The sequence below is a fragment of the Pseudomonas sp. SWRI111 genome (assembly GCF_014268555.1).
Lineage (GTDB): Bacteria > Pseudomonadota > Gammaproteobacteria > Pseudomonadales > Pseudomonadaceae > Aquipseudomonas > Aquipseudomonas hamedanensis.
Genome location: NZ_JABWQQ010000005.1, coordinates 112,395 through 132,481 on the forward strand (window position 1 = coordinate 112,395; position 20,087 = coordinate 132,481).

A 20,087-nucleotide genomic window follows, 5' to 3' on the forward strand; every position below is an offset into this window, starting at 1 on the left:
CGATCACCGCGGGACTCAGGGATATTCGAGGACAGTCTTGATCTGCCGCAAATTCTGCTCTATCCACCCCCGATCAATCGCCCCCCACTCGCGAATCCGATAGCGGCCCGCATGGTTGCGCGCGCCCTCTTCCTGCTCGAATTCACAAACGATGTCCAGATCGGCCAGCGCGGCGATGGTGTCCTGCGCCGTGCGCCGGGGCATGCCAGTGACTTCGATCAACGCGGGCACACTCGGCGCCAGGCCGCTGTCGATCAGCCAGGCCACGTACAAACGACGGTAGAAACTGCTTTTGGTCTTGCTGACGTCCATCCACACCTTCCTGCTTGATCAAGCCTGCATATCGCGCCACGTCAGGTACACGCGCAGATCGAACTCGATCTGGTGATACCCCGGCAGCATGTGTTCGCACAGCTTATAAAACGCCTTGTTGTGATCCGACTCTTTAAAGTGCGCCAGTTCGTGCACGACGATCATTTTCAGAAAATCCGGCGCGGCATCCTTGAACAGCGAAGCGATGCGGATTTCCTTGTTGGCCTTGAGCTTGCCACCCTGCACCCGCGAGACCGTGGTATGCAGACCCAGCGCACGGTGGGTCAGGTCGAGGCGGTTGTCGAACAGCACCTTGTCGATGGCTGGGGCGTTGCGCATGTACTGCTGTTTGAGATCCAGTGCGTAGCTGTACAACGCCTTGTCGCTCTGCACGTCATGCCGCCCCGAATAGCGTTGATCCAGGTAATCACCCAGGCGCCCTTCGGCGATCAGTTGGCGCACCTGATCCTGCAAACGCTCGGGATAGGCCTGGAGGTACTTCAATACAGTCATGGACGGGCAGCACGGTTCGAAAAAAGGTGCGCCAGTGTAGCGAATTCAGCCGGGCACTGCGCTCCAGTCAAACGGTTCGACGAAGCGAGCGGCGTCTTCGGCCATCAACGGACGCGCGACCAGGAAACCCTGCACATATTCGCAGCCATGGGCTTGCAGCCAGTGGTATTGCTCAAGGGTTTCGACCCCTTCGGCGATCACCAGCAAGCCGTATTGTCTGCACAGCGCGAGTACCGTACTGACCAGCGAAGCGTCTCTGGACGAATCAGGCAAGCGCGCGATCAGGCGACGGTCGAGCTTGAGCGTATCCAGTTCCAGATCGCGCAGATGCGCCAGCGAACACGGGCCGGAGCCGAAGTCATCGAGGGCCACGCGCACACCGAGATTGCGCAACAGACGCAGTTGCTTGCGGGTCTCGTCCGGGTTTTGCATCAGCGCCTCTTCGGTGATCTCCACCTCGAGCTGCCGGGGTTGCAAGGCGTGCCGCTCCATGACCTGGCGCAGCTCGGTGACCAGATTCGGCAGGCTGAACTGGGTGTTGCTCAAACTTACGCCCAGCACCAGATCTTCACCAAACAGCGATTCCCAGGCTTTGCGCTGGCCGGCGCCACGATGGTAAATCCAGCTACCGAGGCGACTGATCAACCGAGCCTCTTCCAGCAACGGCAGGAACAACCCCGGCGGCACGTCGCCAACGCTCGGATGCTGCCAGCGCAACAAGGCTTCAAAGCCACGAATCACACCGCTGCCGATAGCCACCTGCGGTTGATAGACCAGATTGAAGTCACGATTGTCGATGGCGGCCCGCACGCTTTCTTCAAGCATCAGCCGCGAGCGTGCCCGGCCGTTCATTTCAGGGTCGTAGAAACGATACTGCTGACGCCCGGCCCGCTTGGCTTCGTACATGGCAATGTCAGAGGCGCGCAGCAAGCCATCGAGGTTCGAGCCGCAGTCCGGATACGTGGCGATGCCGATGCTGGCACCGAGCGCGATGTCCAGGCCTTCGATCTGCTGGCAGACCGAAACCCGTTCGATGAGTTTTTCGGCGATCTTCGCCGCCTGCTCGGGAAACTCCAGGTCCAGCAGCGCGGTGAATTCATCGCCGCCCATGCGCGCCAGAATGTCGAATGGCCGCAGACAGGCTTTCAACTGTTCGGACACCCAGCGCAGGACGCGGTCGCCGGCATCGTGACCGAGCGAGTCATTGACCCGTTTGAAACCGTCCAGATCCAGATACAAGAGCACCCAACTGCTGTCACTGCGCTCGCCGCGCAGCAGCAGGTTCTCCACGGTTTGATAAAAACCACGGCGGTTGAGCAAACCGGTCAGCGGATCGGTGACGGCCTGGAATTCGAGTTGCTGGTGCAGATGACGCACCACCGACATGTCCAACACCGTCACCACCATGGCGTGTTGCTCCGCTGGCAACGCAGCGCAGGACAAGGCCACCGGCACCTGCTGACCGGGCGCAGTGCGCAGCAAGGCATCGTGCAGCCTCAGCGTCTCGCCACGCTTGTAGCTGGCATAAAAGTCACAATCGGCCCACACCGGGATGTGCGGTTTCTGCAGATAATCAAGAAACTCCCGCCCTTCAAGCTCCCTCACCGGCGCATTGAGCAACCGCGAAATCGCCGGATTGGCAAAGCGGATCAGCCCGTCCTCAGCCAGCACCAGAATCCCTTCGGCCGCGTTATCCAACACCGAGGCGTTGAACGCACGGGCAACCTCCAGGTCATGGCTCAAGCGCTGCAAGGCGCGGCGATTGCGCTGATGCTCCAGCAGCGCCTGCACTTTCGGCTTGAGAATCTGCGGGTCGAAGGGTTTGAACAAGTAATCCACGGCGCCGTTGGCGTAGCCCTTGATCACCGCGTCCTGGGATTGCTCATTGGCCGTCAGGAAAATAATCGGGGTCAGGCGCGTGCGTTGGCTGCCGCGCATCAGCCGTGCGACTTCAAAGCCGTCCATGCCCGGCATCTGCACATCCAGCAGCACCAGGTCGACGTCGTGTTCGAGCAAAAGATTGAGCGCCTCGAAACCGGAGGCGGCGGTGATGACGTGCCAGTCCTGCCGCTGCAACAAGGCTCGCATGCTGATCAGATTTTCGGGGTAATCGTCGACGATCAATAGGACCGATCTGCCTTCACCTGGCTGGGGTTGCGCGCATTCCATGCTGCTTCTCTTATCGGGACCGGTAGCCGGCAAAAACCATAAACATACTGAGCCTTCACTCTAGTCGTGGATCCGCTAAAGCAGAAGCTGTCATCCCGCCATCATTTCGCCAAAGTTTCCTCCAGCCGACTAACGGTCGCGCCTGAAGACCCCTAAAACCGGCGAAGATGGCATTTCGACAGGATGTTGACGTCAATCATCCGCCGGACGGGCATTAACAAATATTGCCGCTACGCTTATAAAGGCCGGCCCAAAAGGCGCGGGCTAGAGCTTCTGGCACCCGCGTTCCGGATGAATCGAGTGGAAGAACCGATATGATCGACCTCGCAACCTGGAACCTCAGCGTTCCCGTTGGCAGCCCGCCGTACACCGTCGAAACCGAAAAACTGGTGAACGGCTTCAAGGATCAATACTTCCATTCCGACACTGGCACCTTGTTTTTCTGGTCACCGGTTACCGGGTCAAAAACCGCCAACGCCGTCTATCCGCGCACCGAATTGCGCGAGACTTACAGCAACGGCACCCTGCGCAACTGGTATTACCCGGACGCCGACAACCTGCTGCGCGCCACCCTCACCGTCAATCAGGTCCCGAGCTCGGGCAAAATCGTCATCGGCCAGATCCACGCGTACGAGAGCCAGCGGCCGATGGTCAAACTCGAATATCAGTACAAGGAAAAAACCCAGACTGGCAATCTGGTGATCAAAGTGCGCATGCGCCCGGACGATGCCGAAAGCCGCGTCATCACCCTTGCCACGGGCATCAAGCTCGATCGCGAATTCAACTACCTCATCCACCTAAGCCCCGGTGGCGCGCTGGGTGTAAGTGCGGCGGGCTATCAGTGGGACTCGCAGATCAGCGCGACCTGGCGTGACAAGCCGCTTTACTTCAAGGCCGGGGTTTATGTGCAGGACAATACCGGGTATACGAGTGAAGGGGGGCAGGTCACTTTTTCGAAACTTGATATCGATCATGACAGGTAAAATATTTACTAGTTGAACGCCGTGGGTCGCTGAGAAAAATAAATGGCAGACTCAGGGAGTCTGCCGCTTGGCTCTGACGCCGCATAAGCCATGGAATATCAAGTTTCAGAAAAATCAAAAACCGCCGACACAGAAAACGCATTATCTTCATACCAACTGAGTACTCCCTGCGGATAAGGACCATTTCTTGTCAGATAAATAATACCCTCGGCTTGTTGATCATTGTGAAACTCCTCAAGTTTCAGATGAGCATATGCTACTGTTCCAAGCTCGCCCAGCTTGTGAGCAACGTGGATCTCAGCATTCAACTTAATTCGGGAACCAATATAAAAATTGTGCCCTCCCAAACTGAAGGAAGTTCCAAAGCGGAAATAATCATCACCCCATTCTAAAAAATCTTTACCCACAATTGAGTATGTAAATTCCTTCCCTTCGAAAGTCTTTAACGACAAGTAAATTTTACCCTCAGCGTTCGCTTTAGTTAGCTTATCCGTTGACATTTTGTGCATCCTTAAATAGAAGTGAGCACTTACGGTAAGCCTTTAATAAGATAGTCACCACTGTCATATCTGACAGGCTTTTAGACCATTTAGAAATATATAAAACTTTTAGCAATCAAATTCGGCGTTTGCCTGTACAGCCGACACAAACGGCAACAAGCACACTCGCCATGTAGTAACTATGTATATCGGGTGCGTTTGCACGCGTGATTAGGGTAGGTCGAATCGATTGTTCGATTCGCGTGCAGCACCGCCAGCACTGGCGGCACTGCATGGCGAACCTATCTTAAGGAACCCCCGGTCATGACTTCCCCCTCACTCACACCTGAAGGCGCCCTGCGCCGATTGCCGGCATGCATCGCCGCCATTGAGCATCTGCTGGATGCGCAGCCGGACTTCGCGGCGGTAATTGCCACACATTTACGCAAGGGCTTGGCCAATCTTGTACCCGACGACCCGCCTGATCCCGACGCAGTGTTTCTCAATGAGTACATTTATGACACGCCGCCGGACGCTCAGGACAACACCGCAAGGAAGCCCCGACTCACCCGCACGCGCAACCTGACGCAGGTGCTGCAGGATGCCACTGCGACAGGAAAAACTCCCACCGAGCTGGAAAAAGAACCGAAAAGCGGCCGCGTCGAACAGGCGGTGGGGTTCTACCCTCGGGCAGTCGACACCGGCCACGAAAGCGAAATCTGCGCCCTGGAAGTGGCGGCAGTGAATAAGCTGATCAGTGATTTGCAGAAGGACAGCCCGATGCTCTACTGGCTTGCGCTGGAGGCATTCTGGTCGTCGCCCCATGTCACCACGGGTGCGCTGACGGTGCATGAGGCCGTCAGTCAAAAACAGCGCATGGCGTTTCGTCTTGAGGCAGACCTCAAACTGCACGATGCCCAACAACAGCTGCTGCAAGCCGAGCAGGCGTTGCAGCAAAAGCCTGCCGACATACAGCGTCAGACCGCCGTGGACACCGCCAGGACCTACGTGACGGTGGTGATCGAAGGCCGGCAACTGATCGAAAATCTTGTGCTCCACGAGACCACGAACAACGCCACACCGGCGCAAGTTGTGGGCATTACGTTGTTTGCGACAGATTTGCCCGAATGGTCAGCCCCGCTGAGCGGCTGTTTCATCATTACCGAACAATTGCATGGCGCGCGCCCCACCGTGCTGTACACCCCACAATTCGGCGTCGAGATATTCCAGCACTTCAACGCCATGGAAAACTTTCTGCGCCGTCGCCTCGTGGCGGGCCTTGAGAAAACGCTGCTGCTCAAGAACATTGCCCTCAGCGAAAGGACCCGCGCCAGCGAGGTGTTGAGCCAAGGACAGAACTTGCGTTACAGCCCGATCACCGGCGCGGTGTTCAGTGCCTGCCTGAAGGCGTGCCGCCAACAGCAGGACACCGAACTGGATCACGCCTTCGACTCGCCCCGGACCACCTTCGACGCCTTGGCCACGCGCTTGCACACCACACTGGCGTTGCCACTCACGGGATGTCCGGACTTGATTGCGCGATTGCCTGAAACGCCCGCGCCGATGGCCATCACCGCGCAGACGCTGCCGGACATCGAGCAGCAGACACGCTTGATTCAACGCTGGAACGATCTCAATCAGCAGATCGGCGATGTACTCGACGAGCAGCGGCATCCTTCACTGCAGACGGCCCTCACATCTCTGCTCAAGGAGACCTTCCCACAGCTGCCGACCGATAGCGGATTCGCCGGTTTATATGTAAACCACTACCAGACCGATGACGATGGTCTTCGCCGACTGGAGTCTTCTCGCCCATTGCTCGAAGCGCTGCGCACCTTGTTGCTGTGGGAAAACACCGCTGTGCCCAGTGATGAGGATGACGCTGTGCAACCGGAGGACGCCGCTCCGGTCACCGAAGGCGTATTCAGCAGCCCCACGGCTTGCAACGAAGCCGAGCAGATCCTGCAAAACGGCTCGCTGCCGCAATTGGCTGAGGCCCTGCAAGCGCGTTTGTCCGAACAGGTCAGCGCTTACTGGCAGACTCCGGTCGCCCCCGAGCTGAACTGCCCACAGGTGCGGTTGATTGACCTGCATCGCCAGGCCCTGGATGTACAGGCGTGCCTGCGCACAGCCGACCAGACCCTGAGCCCACAGGCGAAACAGTTGATCGACAGCGCGCTGCGCTATCCGACTTTGGCCCGGCGTGAGACCAAATTCAGCGATGGAGCGCGGCCTGGCGTCTATCAATTGACAGTCAACAGTGGCACCGCCGAAGGCGCGCGCCTGGCGGGCAGTTTCGTCCTGACGGCCCGGGACGGTTCCAGCCCGGTGCTTCCTCATTGGCCCCATGGACACAAAAATCTCGATAGCCGAGGCGTCGGCGGGAGCAGCGACGCCGGCCTGGTGGTGCTCTATACACCGCATCGGGGCTTTGAAGAAATGCCGACCCTGCAAGCGCTGCGTGATACGTTGGTGGCACGCTTCAATGCCGGCGACGATACCGGCAGATTGCTCGCCGTTGGTTTGCCGCTAGCGGTACAACACACGAAAACCGGTTTGTGGGGCAGCGACCTGCGCCACGCCTTCGCACCGATAGCGGACGACTTTGTCGCCGACAGTATCCAGGCGGTGCTTGACAAGCAGCAGACAGATATCCAGACGATTCTGGGGCTGACCGAAGATGAGCCGGACAGTGCAAGCAACGCCCGCACAGAACTGATCGAGTTGCTGGATATGGCCGACGCATTCATGGCACGTAATCGGCAGTTGCTGGAACACTGGCGACCGGAATGGGAAAAACGCCTCAGCCCCAATGACCGCAAGGCACTGCAAGAGCTGGCGCAGACCGCAGAAGAAAAACAGCAGCAGCTGAGCCAGCAATGGAAGGCCCTCATCCCCTCCCTGGCGGAGTACGCCAAGGAACAGGTGCTGCTGAAGATACGCACATACCTCGAAGAAAAAGGGCCGGACGGCCAGGCCAGGGCAGACTACCCGTCCGAGGGCGTCGACCCGGACCAGACCCTCGTCATTCAGACCACTAGAACCCGGGTCGGCTCTGGCGTACAGGCCGGGTTTGGTACGCTGCATGAAAGCCTCGCAACCACTCGCATGACGCTGACCAACCTGCTGCTGAAAAACAACAAGCCATGGGAAAAGAGCCTTGCATGGACAGAGCACGACTCGCTGGCGGCCAGGCTGGTTACAACCCAGGGTCGCTGGGTACTTGATCGCCAGGGCAAAGCCGTCAGCCTCGATCAACAATGCCTGGAGCGCTGGGTCAAAGAGCTGAACATTGGTCAGCGATACACGCAAAGCGTGCTGGACAGCCACCTGGCTCCCCAGGCCACTACGACCGATGCCATAGCCCTGAAACAGGCCTGGATGACCAGTCAGTCGTGTGCGCTGCAATACTCGGCGCTGTCGGCCCGATTGAGCCCCGATGCCTATCGCAGTGCATTGCACAGCGACAATATGCAGAAAAAAGCCGCGGCATGGATGGCGGCAGTCCTGGCCGCCCCCGATCCGGCAACGCGCCAGACCGTCGACGGACAGACAATCATTGCCAATGCCCTGATGTTCAATCCGGCCAACAACGCCCCTGAGGGACGCGGCGGCCAAACCGTGAACGGCGTGCTGATTCTCTCTGCCGCCAACAGTGACATGCGCGTGCTGTATACGCCGGATGCACCGGACGGCATGGACCTGCGAGAGATCGCCAGCGAAGCACATCTGCCCGCACTGATGCGCAGCCCGGCCTGGCAGGCTTACCTGAAGGCGCGATTACCAGCGAACACTCGCCTGCTCAACCACCGACTGGCCGCCTACACCGGCGATATGCTGGCCGGACTGTATCGACAGAACTACTTGCACCTGCGTGACAAGACCGACGCCGAAAGCGTGACCAACGAAGAACTGGACGCGCAGTCCAGGTTCAACAAGGTGATGTTCGGGGTCGATGTCGTAACGACGATGCTGGGCGCGTTCCCCTGGGCTGGCCATCTGGGCTCTACGGCGTTGCGCTGGGCCGGTGGCGCCGGTCGTATCAGCGTCCAGACCGTGCGCCACCTGGGGCAGAACGTTGCAGGGCTCATTCTCCGTCGCGGGATGGCTGGGCGCGTGCTGTTCGAGGTCGCGACGGCGACGGCAAAAGTCGGCAGCGTTGCGCGGTCCACCGGCATTGGCATCAAACCTCTGCAGATGCTGCTCAGGCCGGTGAAGCAAACACCGATCGCCGATCAGAGCGGATACCAGAGAGCGTTTTTGCAGGAACACGCGCGCCTGCTGGTAAAGGGCGGTATTCCGACCGGCTCCTCCTTCGCCGAGGGCACGGGCATCTATCGCTCCCCGGCGAATAACCTGCTGGTGCGCAGCACCGGCGCAAAGGGTGAGGAGCAGGTATTCCGGATCCAGAACTCATTCAACCTCTACGACCGCAAAGGGCTGGTCGCTCCGGTGCTCACGCCGAGTGGAGCGTTTACCTCTTTCAGATTACGCAAGATGCCCAATCAACTCTGGGCACTCGATACTCTGAACCGGTTACCCGGTGGTGGCCCCAAGGCTGACAGCCGGATATTAAGGGCGCTTAAAGAATGGGAAGAACGGATCACCGCCAATGCCCAATCGGCCAATCCTTTACCTACTCTCGACCCCGTACCTTTTTTCAATGAACGAAACATCCCGGTACGGTCCTGGAACAAATTCGTCAGACAACGCACAGGAGAAATCAATACGCTCGGCTACGCGATGCTCAGGCCGGCACACTACGAGAAGCTGACAGACAACCTTTTTCAAATATGGCTTTGCATGAATCAACCCACCAAAGAGGCCGCAGAGACGTTTGCCAGGACTCACCGCCTGCACCCTTTGAGGTGGCGCACGTTCGTCGCAAAAAATGGCGAGCTGACCATCCCCGGCACTATCAGGGCAATAAAACTGCATAAAGGCGCCGCGGGAAAGTACACCAGGATTACCGACCAGCACTTTCGAGACTGGCACCAGCTTTCTCTCAAACCGGAAAACCGCAACCGCTACGCGGTCGTCAAGTTCGCACTCGATAACGACATTCATGCTGAATCGTGGATGAAATACGTCAAAATCAATGGCGAATTCAGGATGACGATCTCAGCGGTTGCTAACCGCGTGAACCGGCTGGGACTGACAAGCACGCTGCCTCAGCCGGGGCCTTCAGGGTCCTCTGCCTGAACAGGCGATGCTGGAGGACCTGAAGCGCCCTTGAAGCAAGCCTGCTTGCGATTGCGAATATCGACCGGCAGCGTTGTCGGCCGGGCTATCGCCATCGCGAGCAGGCAAGTCTTCAGAATCCAGAACACGTTCAACCTCTACGATCCCACCGGGCTGGGCGCCCCGTGCTCACGCCGGCGGGAGCGCCCAAGGCCGACAGTCGAATGGCTGCGCTTGATGTAACTACTCGCAGGCTGCCAGCTCAATTACCGCCTCTGGTGTTATCCACCAATACCGGTTTACGCCTGACTCCCGAGACAACCGAGTCATTCAGCGCAACCATCCGCCCGGTATCCCACTCGCTTCGCATGCCTGCAAACAATTCAGCATCGACCGTCGGTCTGTGCGTCGAAAGAGCCAGACTCATTGCCTCAGCGACTCGCTCGATAATCAGCGCTGGCTTTTCCACTGCACAGTGTTTCCGGCCGAACTCAATCAACTGCTGACGGTCGGGGTAGGCTTTGGTTTTGTTCATCTTGATCGCGAGGGTGCGGTCAACCAGTGAACGCCCGGACTTCGGGTTGTAGTTTGAATAAACGGTGGTAGTCGTGACGTCAAACACCGGAGCCAACTGCACGGTTTCCAGCGCGGCGGGATGGGTGTAAATCACGCCAAAGTTTTTCAAGTGTGCGTCACCGTTGCGCACCATCACCGATAGACAGACCGACGAATAGAATCGCTCCAGTTCCCGTATCGGATCCGCATGCCGGCAGACCTGGCCAATGACTGCCGCCAACGTTTCATAGCTTTGCGAATATTTGTAATTGTCATGAGGATCCTTGTTCAGCCCCAACAGCACCGCCATGTCTTCGAAACCGAGGCGTTCGCTCTCGGTCAGGTCGAAACGTTCCATGACAAACAACTCACCGCTTTCGGATAGCCAGAACGGCGGCGTTTCCAGCCCGGCGAGCCGCGCGGCCTCCAGGCAAAGAAATTCGTTTTGCGCCAGAAACGGATATTCCTCTGCACCTGATTTGACGATCAGATCGGAGCTCAGCAGGGTCTTGCGGCTACCGGTGAGTTTGTCCAGATCGGGCACCAGAACCTTGGGCTGAACACCCGAAATACCCGATTCGAAGTAAGTCTCAACGAGAAAGCTGAAAACGCTCATCGACGCATCAGCCGTGAGAATGTCCCGCAAACCGATTTGCGCACGTACCGGACCCGATGGCTCCGCTGGATTCGTGTAGGCCAGACGGCCAATCTGATTACCGCCGATTACCGACAGCAGGCGCATTTCATCAACGTGCATATGTTTGGCCATCCGACGCTTGATCTGATCGGCCAGGAAGCCTTCCGGCACATTCATATCGAAGATCGGTTGCAACACATTGCTCACTGAGGGCGTCGGGTCATAGGGCATGACCAACGAGACCTCCCGAGACGCGTCAGCCGATTGGTAGGCAAAAGAAAACTGCGAACCTTTGGACAGCTCGCCCGCCCAGCCTTGCGGCGTCATCACGTTGAGGCGCTTGACCTTACTCATCATGCTCTACCAGATCGGCCAGGGATTTTAGATCAAGGCGGTTATCAACAATTTCCAACGCCATACCCAACGCAGCAATCACCCGAAACACGGTATAGAAAGCGACGTTCTCACCTGCCTCAAGATCAATGATGGTTTTGCGACTGCACTTGGCCCTGTGCGCCAACAACGCCTGGCTGTAGCCCTTGGCTTTTCGTAGCTGACGTACGCGTTCGGCGAAAACGGCCGGATTGCTCAAGATCAAAATGTCACCCATACAGGACTTTTATCAGGTTAAAACCATTAAAGTCCGATATGAGTGACATTACAAGTGATCCATTCATATCAGCGCTGCCGCCAAACGCGCGCTCGACCACCAGCTCGACCCCACCGCAAACATCATGACGTACACTTTCGGCCCGAGGCCCTGTACGTCACCGAGCGCGTCAAATCATCCACAAAAAAAACCCGCCTCTCGGCGGGTCTCTTTTTAAAACAGTTTAACGCTCAGGCTCAGTTAACGTCCGCGTTCAACTCACCCTCCATGGCCAGGGTTGGTTTAAATCAGCTTTTCCAGGCCCGGCCGCTGATGCATCAGCGACACTCAAATCCTATCCACTGCGCTTCCGACGGGCAACTGACGCATATGTCGGAAACATCCGCTCAGACGCTTCGTCTGTAGGATTTAGCGTTTACACATGCAGCCTGTGGATTAAATGTCGCGTATACGCTACTTTAAGTCACAAATGTAACGGTAGCGGAACATGGATTATTCATTATTGGCCAGCCGTCTCGGCAACCAACTGCGCGAAAAGCGCCTTAATCGCGGCCTGACCCAAGCGCAGCTTGCGCTACTCGCAGGACTGACGCGGCACAAAGTCATCGCGGTAGAGAAAGGCGCGCTTTCAATTGGCATGATTGCTTATGCAAGGGTTCTGGGTGCGCTGGACTGCGAACTCACCGTTGTTCCAGCAGCGATGCCCACCCTCGAAGAGCTTGGGGATGTGTTCGAATGAAAACGACTTCCCTAAAGGTCAACACGCCCGAAGGGCACAGCGGCAAACTTTTCAACGATGCGAAGGATTTCACCTACCGCTATCACGAAGACGCACCGCCAGAAACAGCGATCAGCTTGACGATGCCTGTGCGCCATGAAGAGTTTCGTCGACAGGAGCTTCACCCGATTTTCCAAATGAACCTGCCCGAAGGTTATCTGCTTGAGCAACTGCGCAATCGGCTGGCCAAGACATTAAATGTGGATCCCATGGTGTTGCTGGCACTTTCCGGCAGCACTTCGCCGATCGGCAGGATTCAGGTACGTTCTGAAACGGTTGACGCGCTACTGGAAGAGCATCAATTTCCCGGGGAAAACCTTCAGGAGATTCTGACTTGGGACGGCACCGAGGACATCTGCGCTGATATTCTCGACCGCTATATTTTGCGCGCAGGCATTTCAGGCGTTCAGCCAAAGGTGTTGGTGCCGGAACGCCAGGAAGGCGGACAGCCGCGAGTGACCACTAAAACATCGGACCTGATCATCAAAAGCGGGCGAGACGAATTTCCCGGCCTGGTAATCAATGAATTCCTTTGCATGTCCATGGCGAAGGAAGCGGGAATTTCCGTTCCGCCCTTTTACCTTTCCAATAATGCCAAGCTGTTCGTCATGCGTCGCTTTGACCGGGACGACTTGCTCAATCCGATTGGCTTCGAAGACATGGCCGTGTTGATGGGGCTATCGGCCCATCAGAAATACAGCAAAAGTTATGCGGCAATCGCCAAGGCCATACGCGTGTTCTGCCCGCCTGAAAATCGCCGCTCATCCCTTGAACAACTGTTCGACAGCGTTGCCCTGAGCTGTATTGTCGGAAATGGTGATGCTCACCTGAAAAATTTCGGATTGCTCTACTCCAACCCTACACAACGCGATGCACGCCTGGCGCCGGCGTACGACATCGTCAACACAACCGCTTATATTCCGGAAGATGTTCTGGCATTGGATCTTGCAGGTAACAAATCAATGTTTGCCTCGCGACAAGGATTGCTTGAGTTTGCGCACACTTGTGAGATCGAGCAATCCGCGGAGCGAATTCAGCGATTGCTTGCCTCGGTTGAAGCGGTACTTGAACGTTATTCTGAATATCGGGAACAGGCGCCACATGTTTTCAATGCCATCGAGCAATCGGCAGCACCGTTCAATCTGTCCTTTGGATAAATCGTCAATCAATCCCCTTTTTGCTGGCCAAATAAATCCACCCCTTTTGCTGCGTCTCGCTGCTCCATCTTTTTCATTGCTCGCGCATACCTTATAAACTCTCGCTAGTCTCGAATGCGGTAACAAACTCCACACCATTCGCATCTCAAGGTGGAAACTTTTGGGTTTATCAAAATCCTTGAGCCATGGATCTTCAAAAAATTTATTAAAACACTGAACGCAAAAAAACCCGCCTCTCGGCGGGTTTCTTTTAAATCAGCTCAACACCCAGGCTCAGTTAACCTTCGCGTTCAACTCACCCTTCAGATACCGCTGGTACATCGCTTCCAGCGAGATCGGTTTGATCTTCGAAGCATTACCGGCAGTACCAAACGCTTCGTAACGAGCGATACACACATCACGCATTGCAGTCACGGTCGCGCCGAAGAATTTACGTGGATCGAATTCGCTCGGGTTGGTGGCCATCAGGCGACGCATCGCACCGGTGGAGGCAAGGCGCAGGTCGGTGTCGATGTTGACCTTGCGCACGCCGTGCTTGATGCCTTCGACGATCTCTTCAACCGGTACGCCGTAGGTTTCTTTGATGTCGCCGCCGTACTGGTTGATGATCGCCAGCCACTCTTGTGGCACCGAGGACGAACCGTGCATTACCAGGTGGGTGTTCGGAATGCGCTTGTGGATTTCCTTGATGCGGTCGATCGCCAGCACGTCGCCGGTCGGTGGCTTGGTGAACTTGTAGGCGCCGTGGCTGGTGCCGATGGCGATGGCCAGGGCGTCGACCTGGGTGCGCTTGACGAAGTCAGCGGCTTCTTCCGGGTCGGTCAGCATCTGACTGTGGTCCAGAACGCCTTCAGCGCCGATACCGTCTTCTTCACCGGCCATGCCGGTTTCCAGCGAACCCAGGCAGCCCAGCTCGCCTTCTACCGATACGCCGCAGGCGTGGGCCATGGCGACGGTTTGTTGGGTGACGCGGACGTTGTAGTCGTAATCGGTCGGGGTCTTGCCGTCTTCGCCGAGCGAGCCGTCCATCATCACCGAGCTGAAGCCCAGCTGGATCGAGCGCTGGCAGACGTCAGGGCTGGTGCCGTGGTCCTGGTGCATGCACACCGGAATGTGGGGGAATTCTTCGATCGCCGCCAGGATCAGGTGACGCAGGAATGGCGCGCCGGCGTATTTGCGGGCGCCGGCCGAAGCCTGGACGATCACCGGGGAGTCAGTCTTGTCAGCGGCTTCCATGATGGCGCGCATCTGCTCAAGGTTGTTGACGTTGAAGGCTGGAACGCCGTAGCCGAACTCGGCTGCGTGGTCCAGCATCTGGCGCATGCTGATAAGTGCCATTGTGTGTGTCTCTCCCGGTTGAGGGTCGTTGATCGTGCCAGCCTGCCGGAGCGGCGGCGGCTATTCAAGTTAATGCAGATCGGGGGTTGAGGCCCGGTCTGGTGATTCGATGAAGCAAAATCCTGAGAACTACACAGAACCCCTGTAGGAGTGAGCCTGCTCGCGATAGCTATCTTGCAGTCAATATTGCAGCGACTGTCATACCGCTATCGCGAGCAGGCTCACTCCTACAATGGGCCTGCGGTGTTGCAATTACTGCGTTTTGCAACCGCGGCCAATCAGGTCATTGGTGGCGACCCAGTACACCAGGCCTTCGTCACCCTTGACGTGGAACGCCAGCATGCCGTCGCTGTACAGCGTGCCCGAGGCGCCCGGCTCTTCTTTCAAGCGATAGACCTGATCGCCGCCGCCGAGGCGAACGTCGACTTCCTTCTGCCCGGCATCGGCGTAACGCCACAACACTTTGGCCTGGCTGTCGCAGGTCCAGGTCGTCCAGTTGTCCGCCGGAGCCGACGACTGAAACAGGTTCAATTGCGCGCAACCGCCCAACAATGCCAACGCCGCAACGGCGATCAAGCCTTTCATCCGTGTTCCTCGACTGACGACACACGCCGCCAGCCCTGAGTTAAAGAGTCAGACCCGTCAAGGACAACCATGTTCCTTGACCGGGGTTTGCGTCTCGTATTTGTCCAGGCCATCCGGCCCCGAGCGCTTGTTCAGCACCGGGTTGGTTTCGGCCTGCCAGTCGGCCTGGTAACAGCCTTTCTGCGCCTCACTCGGTGCAGGCGTGGCTTCGGCCTTCGGGTTACTCCCGCAGGCCGCCAGCGTACCGGTCAGCAACAACAGTGCTAACGACTTGACCATGTGAACACTCCTTTGCCTGGCCAAACGGGCGGCCTCAGGCCTTGGCCCGGCTTTCCAGGACTTCAACCGCTGGCAGCACCTTGCCCTCGACGAATTCGAGGAACGCGCCACCACCGGTGGAAATGTAGGAGATTTGCTCGGACACGCCATATTTATCGATGGCCGCCAGCGTATCGCCACCGCCGGCAATGGAAAACGCCGAGCTTTCGGCGATGGCCTGGGCCAGCACTTTGGTGCCGTTGCCGAACTGGTCGAATTCAAATACGCCGACCGGGCCGTTCCACAGAATAGTCTTCGACGATTTCAGCAGTTCGGCGAAATTGGCCGCGGTTTGCGGACCGATGTCCAGAATCATGTCGTCCGCCGCAACGTCGGCGATCAGCTTGACGGTGGCTTCGGCGCTTTCTGCAAATTCCTTGGCGACCACCACGTCAACCGGCAAAGGCACGCTGACTTTGGCCGCGATTTCACGCGCAGTGTCGAGCAGGTCCGGTTCGTACAGCGATTTGCCGACCGGATGACCGGCGGCAGCGAGGAAGGTGTTGGCGATGCCGCCGCCGACGATCAGTTGGTCGCAGATCTGGCTCAGGCTGTTCAGCACATCGAGTTTGGTCGACACCTTGGAACCGGCAACGATGGCCGCCATTGGCTTGGCCGGTGCGCCAAGGGCTTTGCCCAGCGCGTCCAGTTCAGCGGCCAGCAGCGGGCCAGCAGCGGCGATTTTTGCGAACTTGGCGACGCCGTGGGTCGAACCTTCGGCGCGGTGAGCGGTGCCGAAGGCGTCCATCACGAACACGTCGCACAGGGCCGCGTATTGCTGGGCCAGTTCGTCGGCGTTCTTTTTCTCGCCTTTGTTGAAGCGCACGTTTTCGAACAGCACGATGTCGCCGGCCTTGACGTCGACGCCGCCCAGGTAGTCGGCCACCAGCGGCACTTCGCGGCCCAGGGCCTTGCTCAGGTAGTCGGCGACAGGCTTGAGGCTGTTCTCGGCCGAGAACTCGCCTTCGGTCGGACGGCCAAGGTGCGAGCAAACCATCACGGCCGCACCTTTTTCCAACGCCAGCTTGATGGTCGGCAGCGAAGCCAGGATTCGCGCATCGCTGGTGACAACACCGTCCTTGACGGGGACGTTGAGGTCTTCGCGGATCAATACGCGCTTACCTTGCAGATCGAGGTCGGACATCTTCAACACGGTCATGGGTCGCACTTCCTACGGTTTTTTTGAAGTTGCTGTTTGCAGATAGTGGTCTGCAACGTCCAGCATTCGGTTGGCAAAACCCCATTCGTTGTCGAACCAGGCCAGGATGTTCACCAGCCGTGGGCCGGAAACGCGGGTCTGACTGGCATCGACGATGGCCGAATGTGGGTCATGATTAAAATCACAGCTGGCGTGCGGCAACTCGGTGTAGGCCAGCAGGCCTTTGAGCGGGCCGTGGCTAGCGGCTTCGCGCAGGATCCGGTTGACCTCGTTGGCATCCGTCGCCGTGGCGGTCTGCATCGTGATATCGAGGCAGGACACGTTGACGGTCGGCACGCGCACGGCTTTGGCCTGAATTCGCCCTGCAAGTTCCGGCAGCAGGCGCTCGATTCCGCGCGCCAGACCGGTGGACACCGGGATCACCGACTGAAACGCCGAACGGGTGCGGCGCAGGTCTTCGTGATGATAGGCGTCGATCACCGGTTGGTCATTCATCGCCGAATGGATGGTAGTGATCGATACGTAATCCAGGCCGATCGCCTTGTCCAGCAAGCGCAACAGCGGCACGCCGCAGTTGGTGGTGCAGGACGCGTTGGACACCAGCAGCTCGTCGCCGGTCAGGCAGTCCTGGTTGACGCCGTAGACAATGGTGGCGTCGACATCCGCTTCGCTGGCCATCGGCTGCGAGAACAGCACCCGTGGCGCGCCAGCATCGAGGAAGCGCTGGCCGTCTTCGCGGGTGTTATAGGCACCGGAACATTCGAGCACCAGATCGACGCCCAGCGACGCCCAATCGATGCCTTCGGGGGTGGCACTGCGCAAAACCTTCACGCAATCGCCATTGATATGCAGACAATCGCCCTCTACACGCACCTCGCCAGGGAAGCGACCGTGAGTGGAGTCGAAGCGTGTCAGGTATTCGATGCTGGCCATGTCGGCCAGATCATTGATCGCGACAATTTCAAACCCGGCCTTTTCGCCTCGCTCGAACAATGCCCGCAAGACGCAACGACCAATGCGGCCGTAGCCGTTGAGTGCAACTTTGTAGGGACGCGGTTGAGGCATGGGGTTCTCGATTACCGTGGTGAATCAGAAAGCTCTTTATTGCCTGAACCGACGCTATCGCGAGCAGGCTCACTCCTACATGGGACATAAACCCCTGTAGGAGTGAGCCTGCTCGCGATGGCGCCAGCCCAGACAACTCAGCTGTCAGACTTAGTCTTCCAGCAGCTCTTCAGCCTGACCCAGGATGTTTTCCAGGGTGAAGCCGAACTCTTCGAACAGTGCCGAAGCCGGCGCCGACTCACCGTAGGTGGTCATGCCGATCACGCGACCTTCCAGGCCCACGTACTTGAACCAGAAGTCGGCGTGGGCCGCTTCGATGGCGATACGTGCGCTGACCTGCAACGGCAGCACCGCCTGCTTGTATTCCGCATCCTGAGCATCGAACGCGCTGGTGCATGGCATCGACACCACGCGCACCTTGCGGCCCTGTTCGGTCAGTTTGTCGAAGGCCTGAACGGCCAGACCGACTTCCGAACCGGTGGCGATCAGGATCAGCTCAGGCTCGCCTGCGCAGTCCTTGAGTACGTAACCACCACGGCTGATGTTGGCAATCTGGCCGGCGTCACGTTCCTGGTGCTGCAGGTTCTGCCGCGAGAAGATCAGCGCCGACGGGCCGTCCTTGCGCTCCAGGGCGTTTTTCCAGGCCACCGCCGATTCCACGGCATCAGCAGGACGCCAGGTGTCGAGGTTTGGCGTGCTGCGCAGGCTGGTCAGTTGCTCGATCGGCTGGTGCGTCGGGCCGTCTTCGCCCAGACCGATGGAGTCGTGGGTGTAGACGTGAATCACGCGCTTCTTCATCAGTGCCGACATGCGCACCGCGTTGCGCGCGTATTCCATGAACATCAGGAAGGTCGCGCCGTAAGGCACCAGACCGCCGTGCAGGGCAACGCCGTTCATGATTGCGGTCATGCCGAACTCGCGCACGCCGTAATACATGTAGTTGCCGCTGGCGTCTTCAGCGTTGACGCCTTTACAGCCTTTCCACAGGGTCAGGTTGGAGCCGGCCAGGTCAGCCGAACCACCGAGCATTTCCGGCAGCAGCGGGCCGAAAGCATTGAGGGTGTTCTGGCTGGCTTTGCGGCTGGCGATGGTTTCGCCCTTGGCCGCGACTTCGGCGATGTAGGCCGAGGCTTTTTCCGAGAAGTCGGCCGGCAGTTCGCCGCTCAGGCGACGGATCAGCTCATTGGCTTCGGTCGGGAACGCTGCGGAGTAGGCAGCGAAACGCTGATCCCACTCGGCTTCAGCGGCGCGACCTTTATCCTTGGCATCCCACTCGGCATAGATCTCGGCCGGGATTTCGAACGGGCCATGGTTCCAGTTCAGCGCCTGGCGGGTCAGGGCGATTTCCGCGTCACCCAACGGGGCGCCGTGGCAATCTTCCTTGCCCTGCTTGTTCGGCGAGCCGAAACCGATGGTGGTCTTGCAGCAGATCAGCGTCGGCTGCGCGCTCTTGCGCGCGGTTTCGATGGCGGTCTTGATCTCTTCAGGATCGTGGCCGTCGACGTTGCGGATGACCTGCCAGTTGTAGGCTTCGAAACGCTTCGGCGTGTCATCGGTGAACCAGCCTTCGACTTCGCCGTCGATGGAAATGCCGTTGTCATCATAGAAGGCGATCAGCTTGCCCAGACCCAGCGTGCCGGCCAGGGAGGCGACTTCGTGGGAAATGCCTTCCATCATGCAGCCATCACCGAGGAACACGTAGGTGTGGTGATCAACGATGTTATGACCAGGACGGTTGAACTGCGCGCCCATGACTTTTTCCGCCAGCGCGAAACCGACGGCGTTGGCCAGCCCCTGACCCAGCGGGCCGGTGGTGGTTTCGACGCCCGGGGTGTAACCGAATTCCGGGTGGCCCGGGGTGCGGCTGTGCAACTGACGGAACTGCTTGAGGTCGTCGATCGACAGGTCGTAACCGGTCAGGTGCAGCAGCGAGTAGATCAACATTGAACCGTGACCGTTGGACAGCACGAAGCGGTCACGGTCGGCGAACGATGGGTTGCTCGGGTTGTGCTTGAGGTAGTCGCGCCAAAGCACTTCGGCGATATCTGCCATACCCATAGGGGCACCGGGATGGCCGCTGTTGGCTTTTTGCACGGCATCCATGCTGAGGGCACGAATGGCGTTGGCACGCTCACGACGGCTAGGCATCGCTGATCTCCTGGGTGTGAATAGATTGAAACGGAAAAAAGGAGGGCATTTTCCCTCACCCATGCGCCTCGGGGCAATGACAGATAGTCATCGGCAGGCG

At 58.2% G+C, this 20,087-nt stretch carries 16 protein-coding genes; 4 read left to right on the forward strand and 12 right to left on the reverse strand.

Annotation, left to right across the window (positions count from 1 at the left end):
* Positions 1-15: 15 nt before the first annotated feature.
* Genes HU755_RS08730 through HU755_RS08740 form a run of 3 tightly spaced genes read right to left on the reverse strand, consistent with a single transcriptional unit; the run spans position 16 to position 2,994 of the window.
* A complete protein-coding gene (locus tag HU755_RS08730; RefSeq protein ID WP_186549293.1) occupies positions 16-312 on the reverse strand; it encodes a helix-turn-helix domain-containing protein in 297 nt (98 codons plus the stop codon).
* Between the two features lie 18 nt (positions 313-330).
* Positions 331-825, reverse strand: a complete 495-nt coding sequence (locus HU755_RS08735) for a M48 family metallopeptidase (protein WP_186549295.1) — start codon at positions 823-825, stop codon at positions 331-333.
* A gap of 45 nt (positions 826-870) precedes the next feature.
* Positions 871-2,994 carry a bifunctional diguanylate cyclase/phosphodiesterase gene (locus HU755_RS08740; protein WP_186631607.1) on the reverse strand — a complete coding sequence of 708 codons (2,124 nt, stop codon included), beginning with the start codon at positions 2,992-2,994 and terminating at the stop codon, positions 871-873.
* Positions 2,995-3,308: 314 nt separating this feature from the next.
* On the opposite strand from HU755_RS08740, the gene HU755_RS08745 reads away from it, so the two are divergent.
* A complete protein-coding gene (locus HU755_RS08745) occupies positions 3,309-3,977 on the forward strand; it encodes a polysaccharide lyase family 7 protein (RefSeq protein ID WP_186631611.1) in 669 nt (222 codons plus the stop codon).
* Positions 3,978-4,075: 98 nt separating this feature from the next.
* Here HU755_RS08745 and HU755_RS08750 read toward each other — a convergent pair whose 3' ends face one another.
* On the reverse strand, positions 4,076-4,477 hold the full coding sequence (locus HU755_RS08750; protein WP_186631613.1) for a hypothetical protein: 402 nt from the start codon (positions 4,475-4,477) through the stop codon (positions 4,076-4,078).
* A 345-nt stretch (positions 4,478-4,822) separates the two neighbouring features.
* On the opposite strand from HU755_RS08750, the gene HU755_RS08755 reads away from it, so the two are divergent.
* Positions 4,823-9,658, forward strand: coding sequence for a hypothetical protein (locus tag HU755_RS08755; protein WP_186631617.1), 4,836 nt, complete (start codon positions 4,823-4,825; stop codon positions 9,656-9,658).
* Positions 9,659-9,899: 241 nt separating this feature from the next.
* On the opposite strand, the gene HU755_RS08760 is transcribed toward HU755_RS08755, so the two are convergent.
* Together HU755_RS08760 and HU755_RS08765 are read right to left on the reverse strand one after the other, a co-directional pair.
* Entirely contained in the window at positions 9,900-11,183 is a 1,284-nt protein-coding gene (locus tag HU755_RS08760; RefSeq protein WP_186631620.1) for a type II toxin-antitoxin system HipA family toxin, read from the reverse strand.
* On the reverse strand, positions 11,176-11,439 hold the full coding sequence (locus tag HU755_RS08765) for a helix-turn-helix transcriptional regulator (RefSeq protein ID WP_238349967.1): 264 nt from the start codon (positions 11,437-11,439) through the stop codon (positions 11,176-11,178). Before HU755_RS08765 ends, HU755_RS08760 begins: the two co-directional genes overlap by 8 nt.
* A 487-nt stretch (positions 11,440-11,926) precedes the next feature.
* On the opposite strand from HU755_RS08765, the gene HU755_RS08770 reads away from it, so the two are divergent.
* Together HU755_RS08770 and HU755_RS08775 are read left to right on the forward strand one after the other, a co-directional pair.
* Positions 11,927-12,178 (forward strand): helix-turn-helix transcriptional regulator, encoded by a 252-nt coding sequence (locus HU755_RS08770; RefSeq protein ID WP_186631623.1) that lies wholly within the window; start codon positions 11,927-11,929, stop codon positions 12,176-12,178.
* Positions 12,175-13,374, forward strand: coding sequence for a type II toxin-antitoxin system HipA family toxin (locus HU755_RS08775; RefSeq protein WP_186631626.1), 1,200 nt, complete (start codon positions 12,175-12,177; stop codon positions 13,372-13,374). The genes HU755_RS08770 and HU755_RS08775 overlap by 4 nt, the downstream gene beginning before the upstream one ends.
* A gap of 273 nt (positions 13,375-13,647) precedes the next feature.
* Here the strand turns inward: HU755_RS08775 and fba are convergent, their stop codons facing one another.
* The 6 genes from fba to tkt form a co-directional block, all read right to left on the reverse strand.
* Positions 13,648-14,712 (reverse strand): class II fructose-bisphosphate aldolase, encoded by a 1,065-nt coding sequence (gene fba / locus HU755_RS08780; RefSeq protein ID WP_008081027.1) that lies wholly within the window; start codon positions 14,710-14,712, stop codon positions 13,648-13,650.
* Positions 14,713-14,964: 252 nt separating this feature from the next.
* Positions 14,965-15,297 (reverse strand): MliC family protein, encoded by a 333-nt coding sequence (locus tag HU755_RS08785; RefSeq protein WP_186631629.1) that lies wholly within the window; start codon positions 15,295-15,297, stop codon positions 14,965-14,967.
* Positions 15,298-15,354: 57 nt separating this feature from the next.
* Complete coding sequence (locus HU755_RS08790; RefSeq protein WP_186549309.1) at positions 15,355-15,576, reverse strand: hypothetical protein; 222 nt, start codon at positions 15,574-15,576, stop codon at positions 15,355-15,357.
* A 34-nt stretch (positions 15,577-15,610) separates the two neighbouring features.
* Entirely contained in the window at positions 15,611-16,774 is a 1,164-nt protein-coding gene (locus HU755_RS08795; protein ID WP_186631631.1) for a phosphoglycerate kinase, read from the reverse strand.
* Between the two features lie 12 nt (positions 16,775-16,786).
* Positions 16,787-17,839 (reverse strand): erythrose-4-phosphate dehydrogenase, encoded by a 1,053-nt coding sequence (gene epd, locus HU755_RS08800; RefSeq protein WP_186631636.1) that lies wholly within the window; start codon positions 17,837-17,839, stop codon positions 16,787-16,789.
* A 150-nt stretch (positions 17,840-17,989) separates the two neighbouring features.
* A complete protein-coding gene (tkt, locus tag HU755_RS08805) occupies positions 17,990-19,987 on the reverse strand; it encodes a transketolase (protein WP_186631639.1) in 1,998 nt (665 codons plus the stop codon).
* Positions 19,988-20,087: the final 100 nt, after the last annotated feature.

Coding starts and splice junctions, on each gene's coding strand:
- HU755_RS08730 (WP_186549293.1), bottom strand. CDS start 312: ATGGACGTCAGCAAGACCAAAAGCAGTTTCTACCGTCGTTTGTACGTG.
- HU755_RS08735 (WP_186549295.1), bottom strand. CDS start 825: ATGACTGTATTGAAGTACCTCCAGGCCTATCCCGAGCGTTTGCAGGAT.
- HU755_RS08740 (WP_186631607.1), bottom strand. CDS start 2,994: ATGGAATGCGCGCAACCCCAGCCAGGTGAAGGCAGATCGGTCCTATTG.
- HU755_RS08745 (WP_186631611.1), top strand. CDS start 3,309: ATGATCGACCTCGCAACCTGGAACCTCAGCGTTCCCGTTGGCAGCCCG.
- HU755_RS08750 (WP_186631613.1), bottom strand. CDS start 4,477: ATGTCAACGGATAAGCTAACTAAAGCGAACGCTGAGGGTAAAATTTAC.
- HU755_RS08760 (WP_186631620.1), bottom strand. CDS start 11,183: ATGAGTAAGGTCAAGCGCCTCAACGTGATGACGCCGCAAGGCTGGGCG.
- HU755_RS08765 (WP_238349967.1), bottom strand. CDS start 11,439: ATGGGTGACATTTTGATCTTGAGCAATCCGGCCGTTTTCGCCGAACGC.
- HU755_RS08770 (WP_186631623.1), top strand. CDS start 11,927: ATGGATTATTCATTATTGGCCAGCCGTCTCGGCAACCAACTGCGCGAA.
- HU755_RS08775 (WP_186631626.1), top strand. CDS start 12,175: ATGAAAACGACTTCCCTAAAGGTCAACACGCCCGAAGGGCACAGCGGC.
- fba (WP_008081027.1), bottom strand. CDS start 14,712: ATGGCACTTATCAGCATGCGCCAGATGCTGGACCACGCAGCCGAGTTC.
- HU755_RS08785 (WP_186631629.1), bottom strand. CDS start 15,297: ATGAAAGGCTTGATCGCCGTTGCGGCGTTGGCATTGTTGGGCGGTTGC.
- HU755_RS08790 (WP_186549309.1), bottom strand. CDS start 15,576: ATGGTCAAGTCGTTAGCACTGTTGTTGCTGACCGGTACGCTGGCGGCC.
- HU755_RS08795 (WP_186631631.1), bottom strand. CDS start 16,774: ATGACCGTGTTGAAGATGTCCGACCTCGATCTGCAAGGTAAGCGCGTA.
- epd (WP_186631636.1), bottom strand. CDS start 17,839: ATGCCTCAACCGCGTCCCTACAAAGTTGCACTCAACGGCTACGGCCGC.
- tkt (WP_186631639.1), bottom strand. CDS start 19,987: ATGCCTAGCCGTCGTGAGCGTGCCAACGCCATTCGTGCCCTCAGCATG.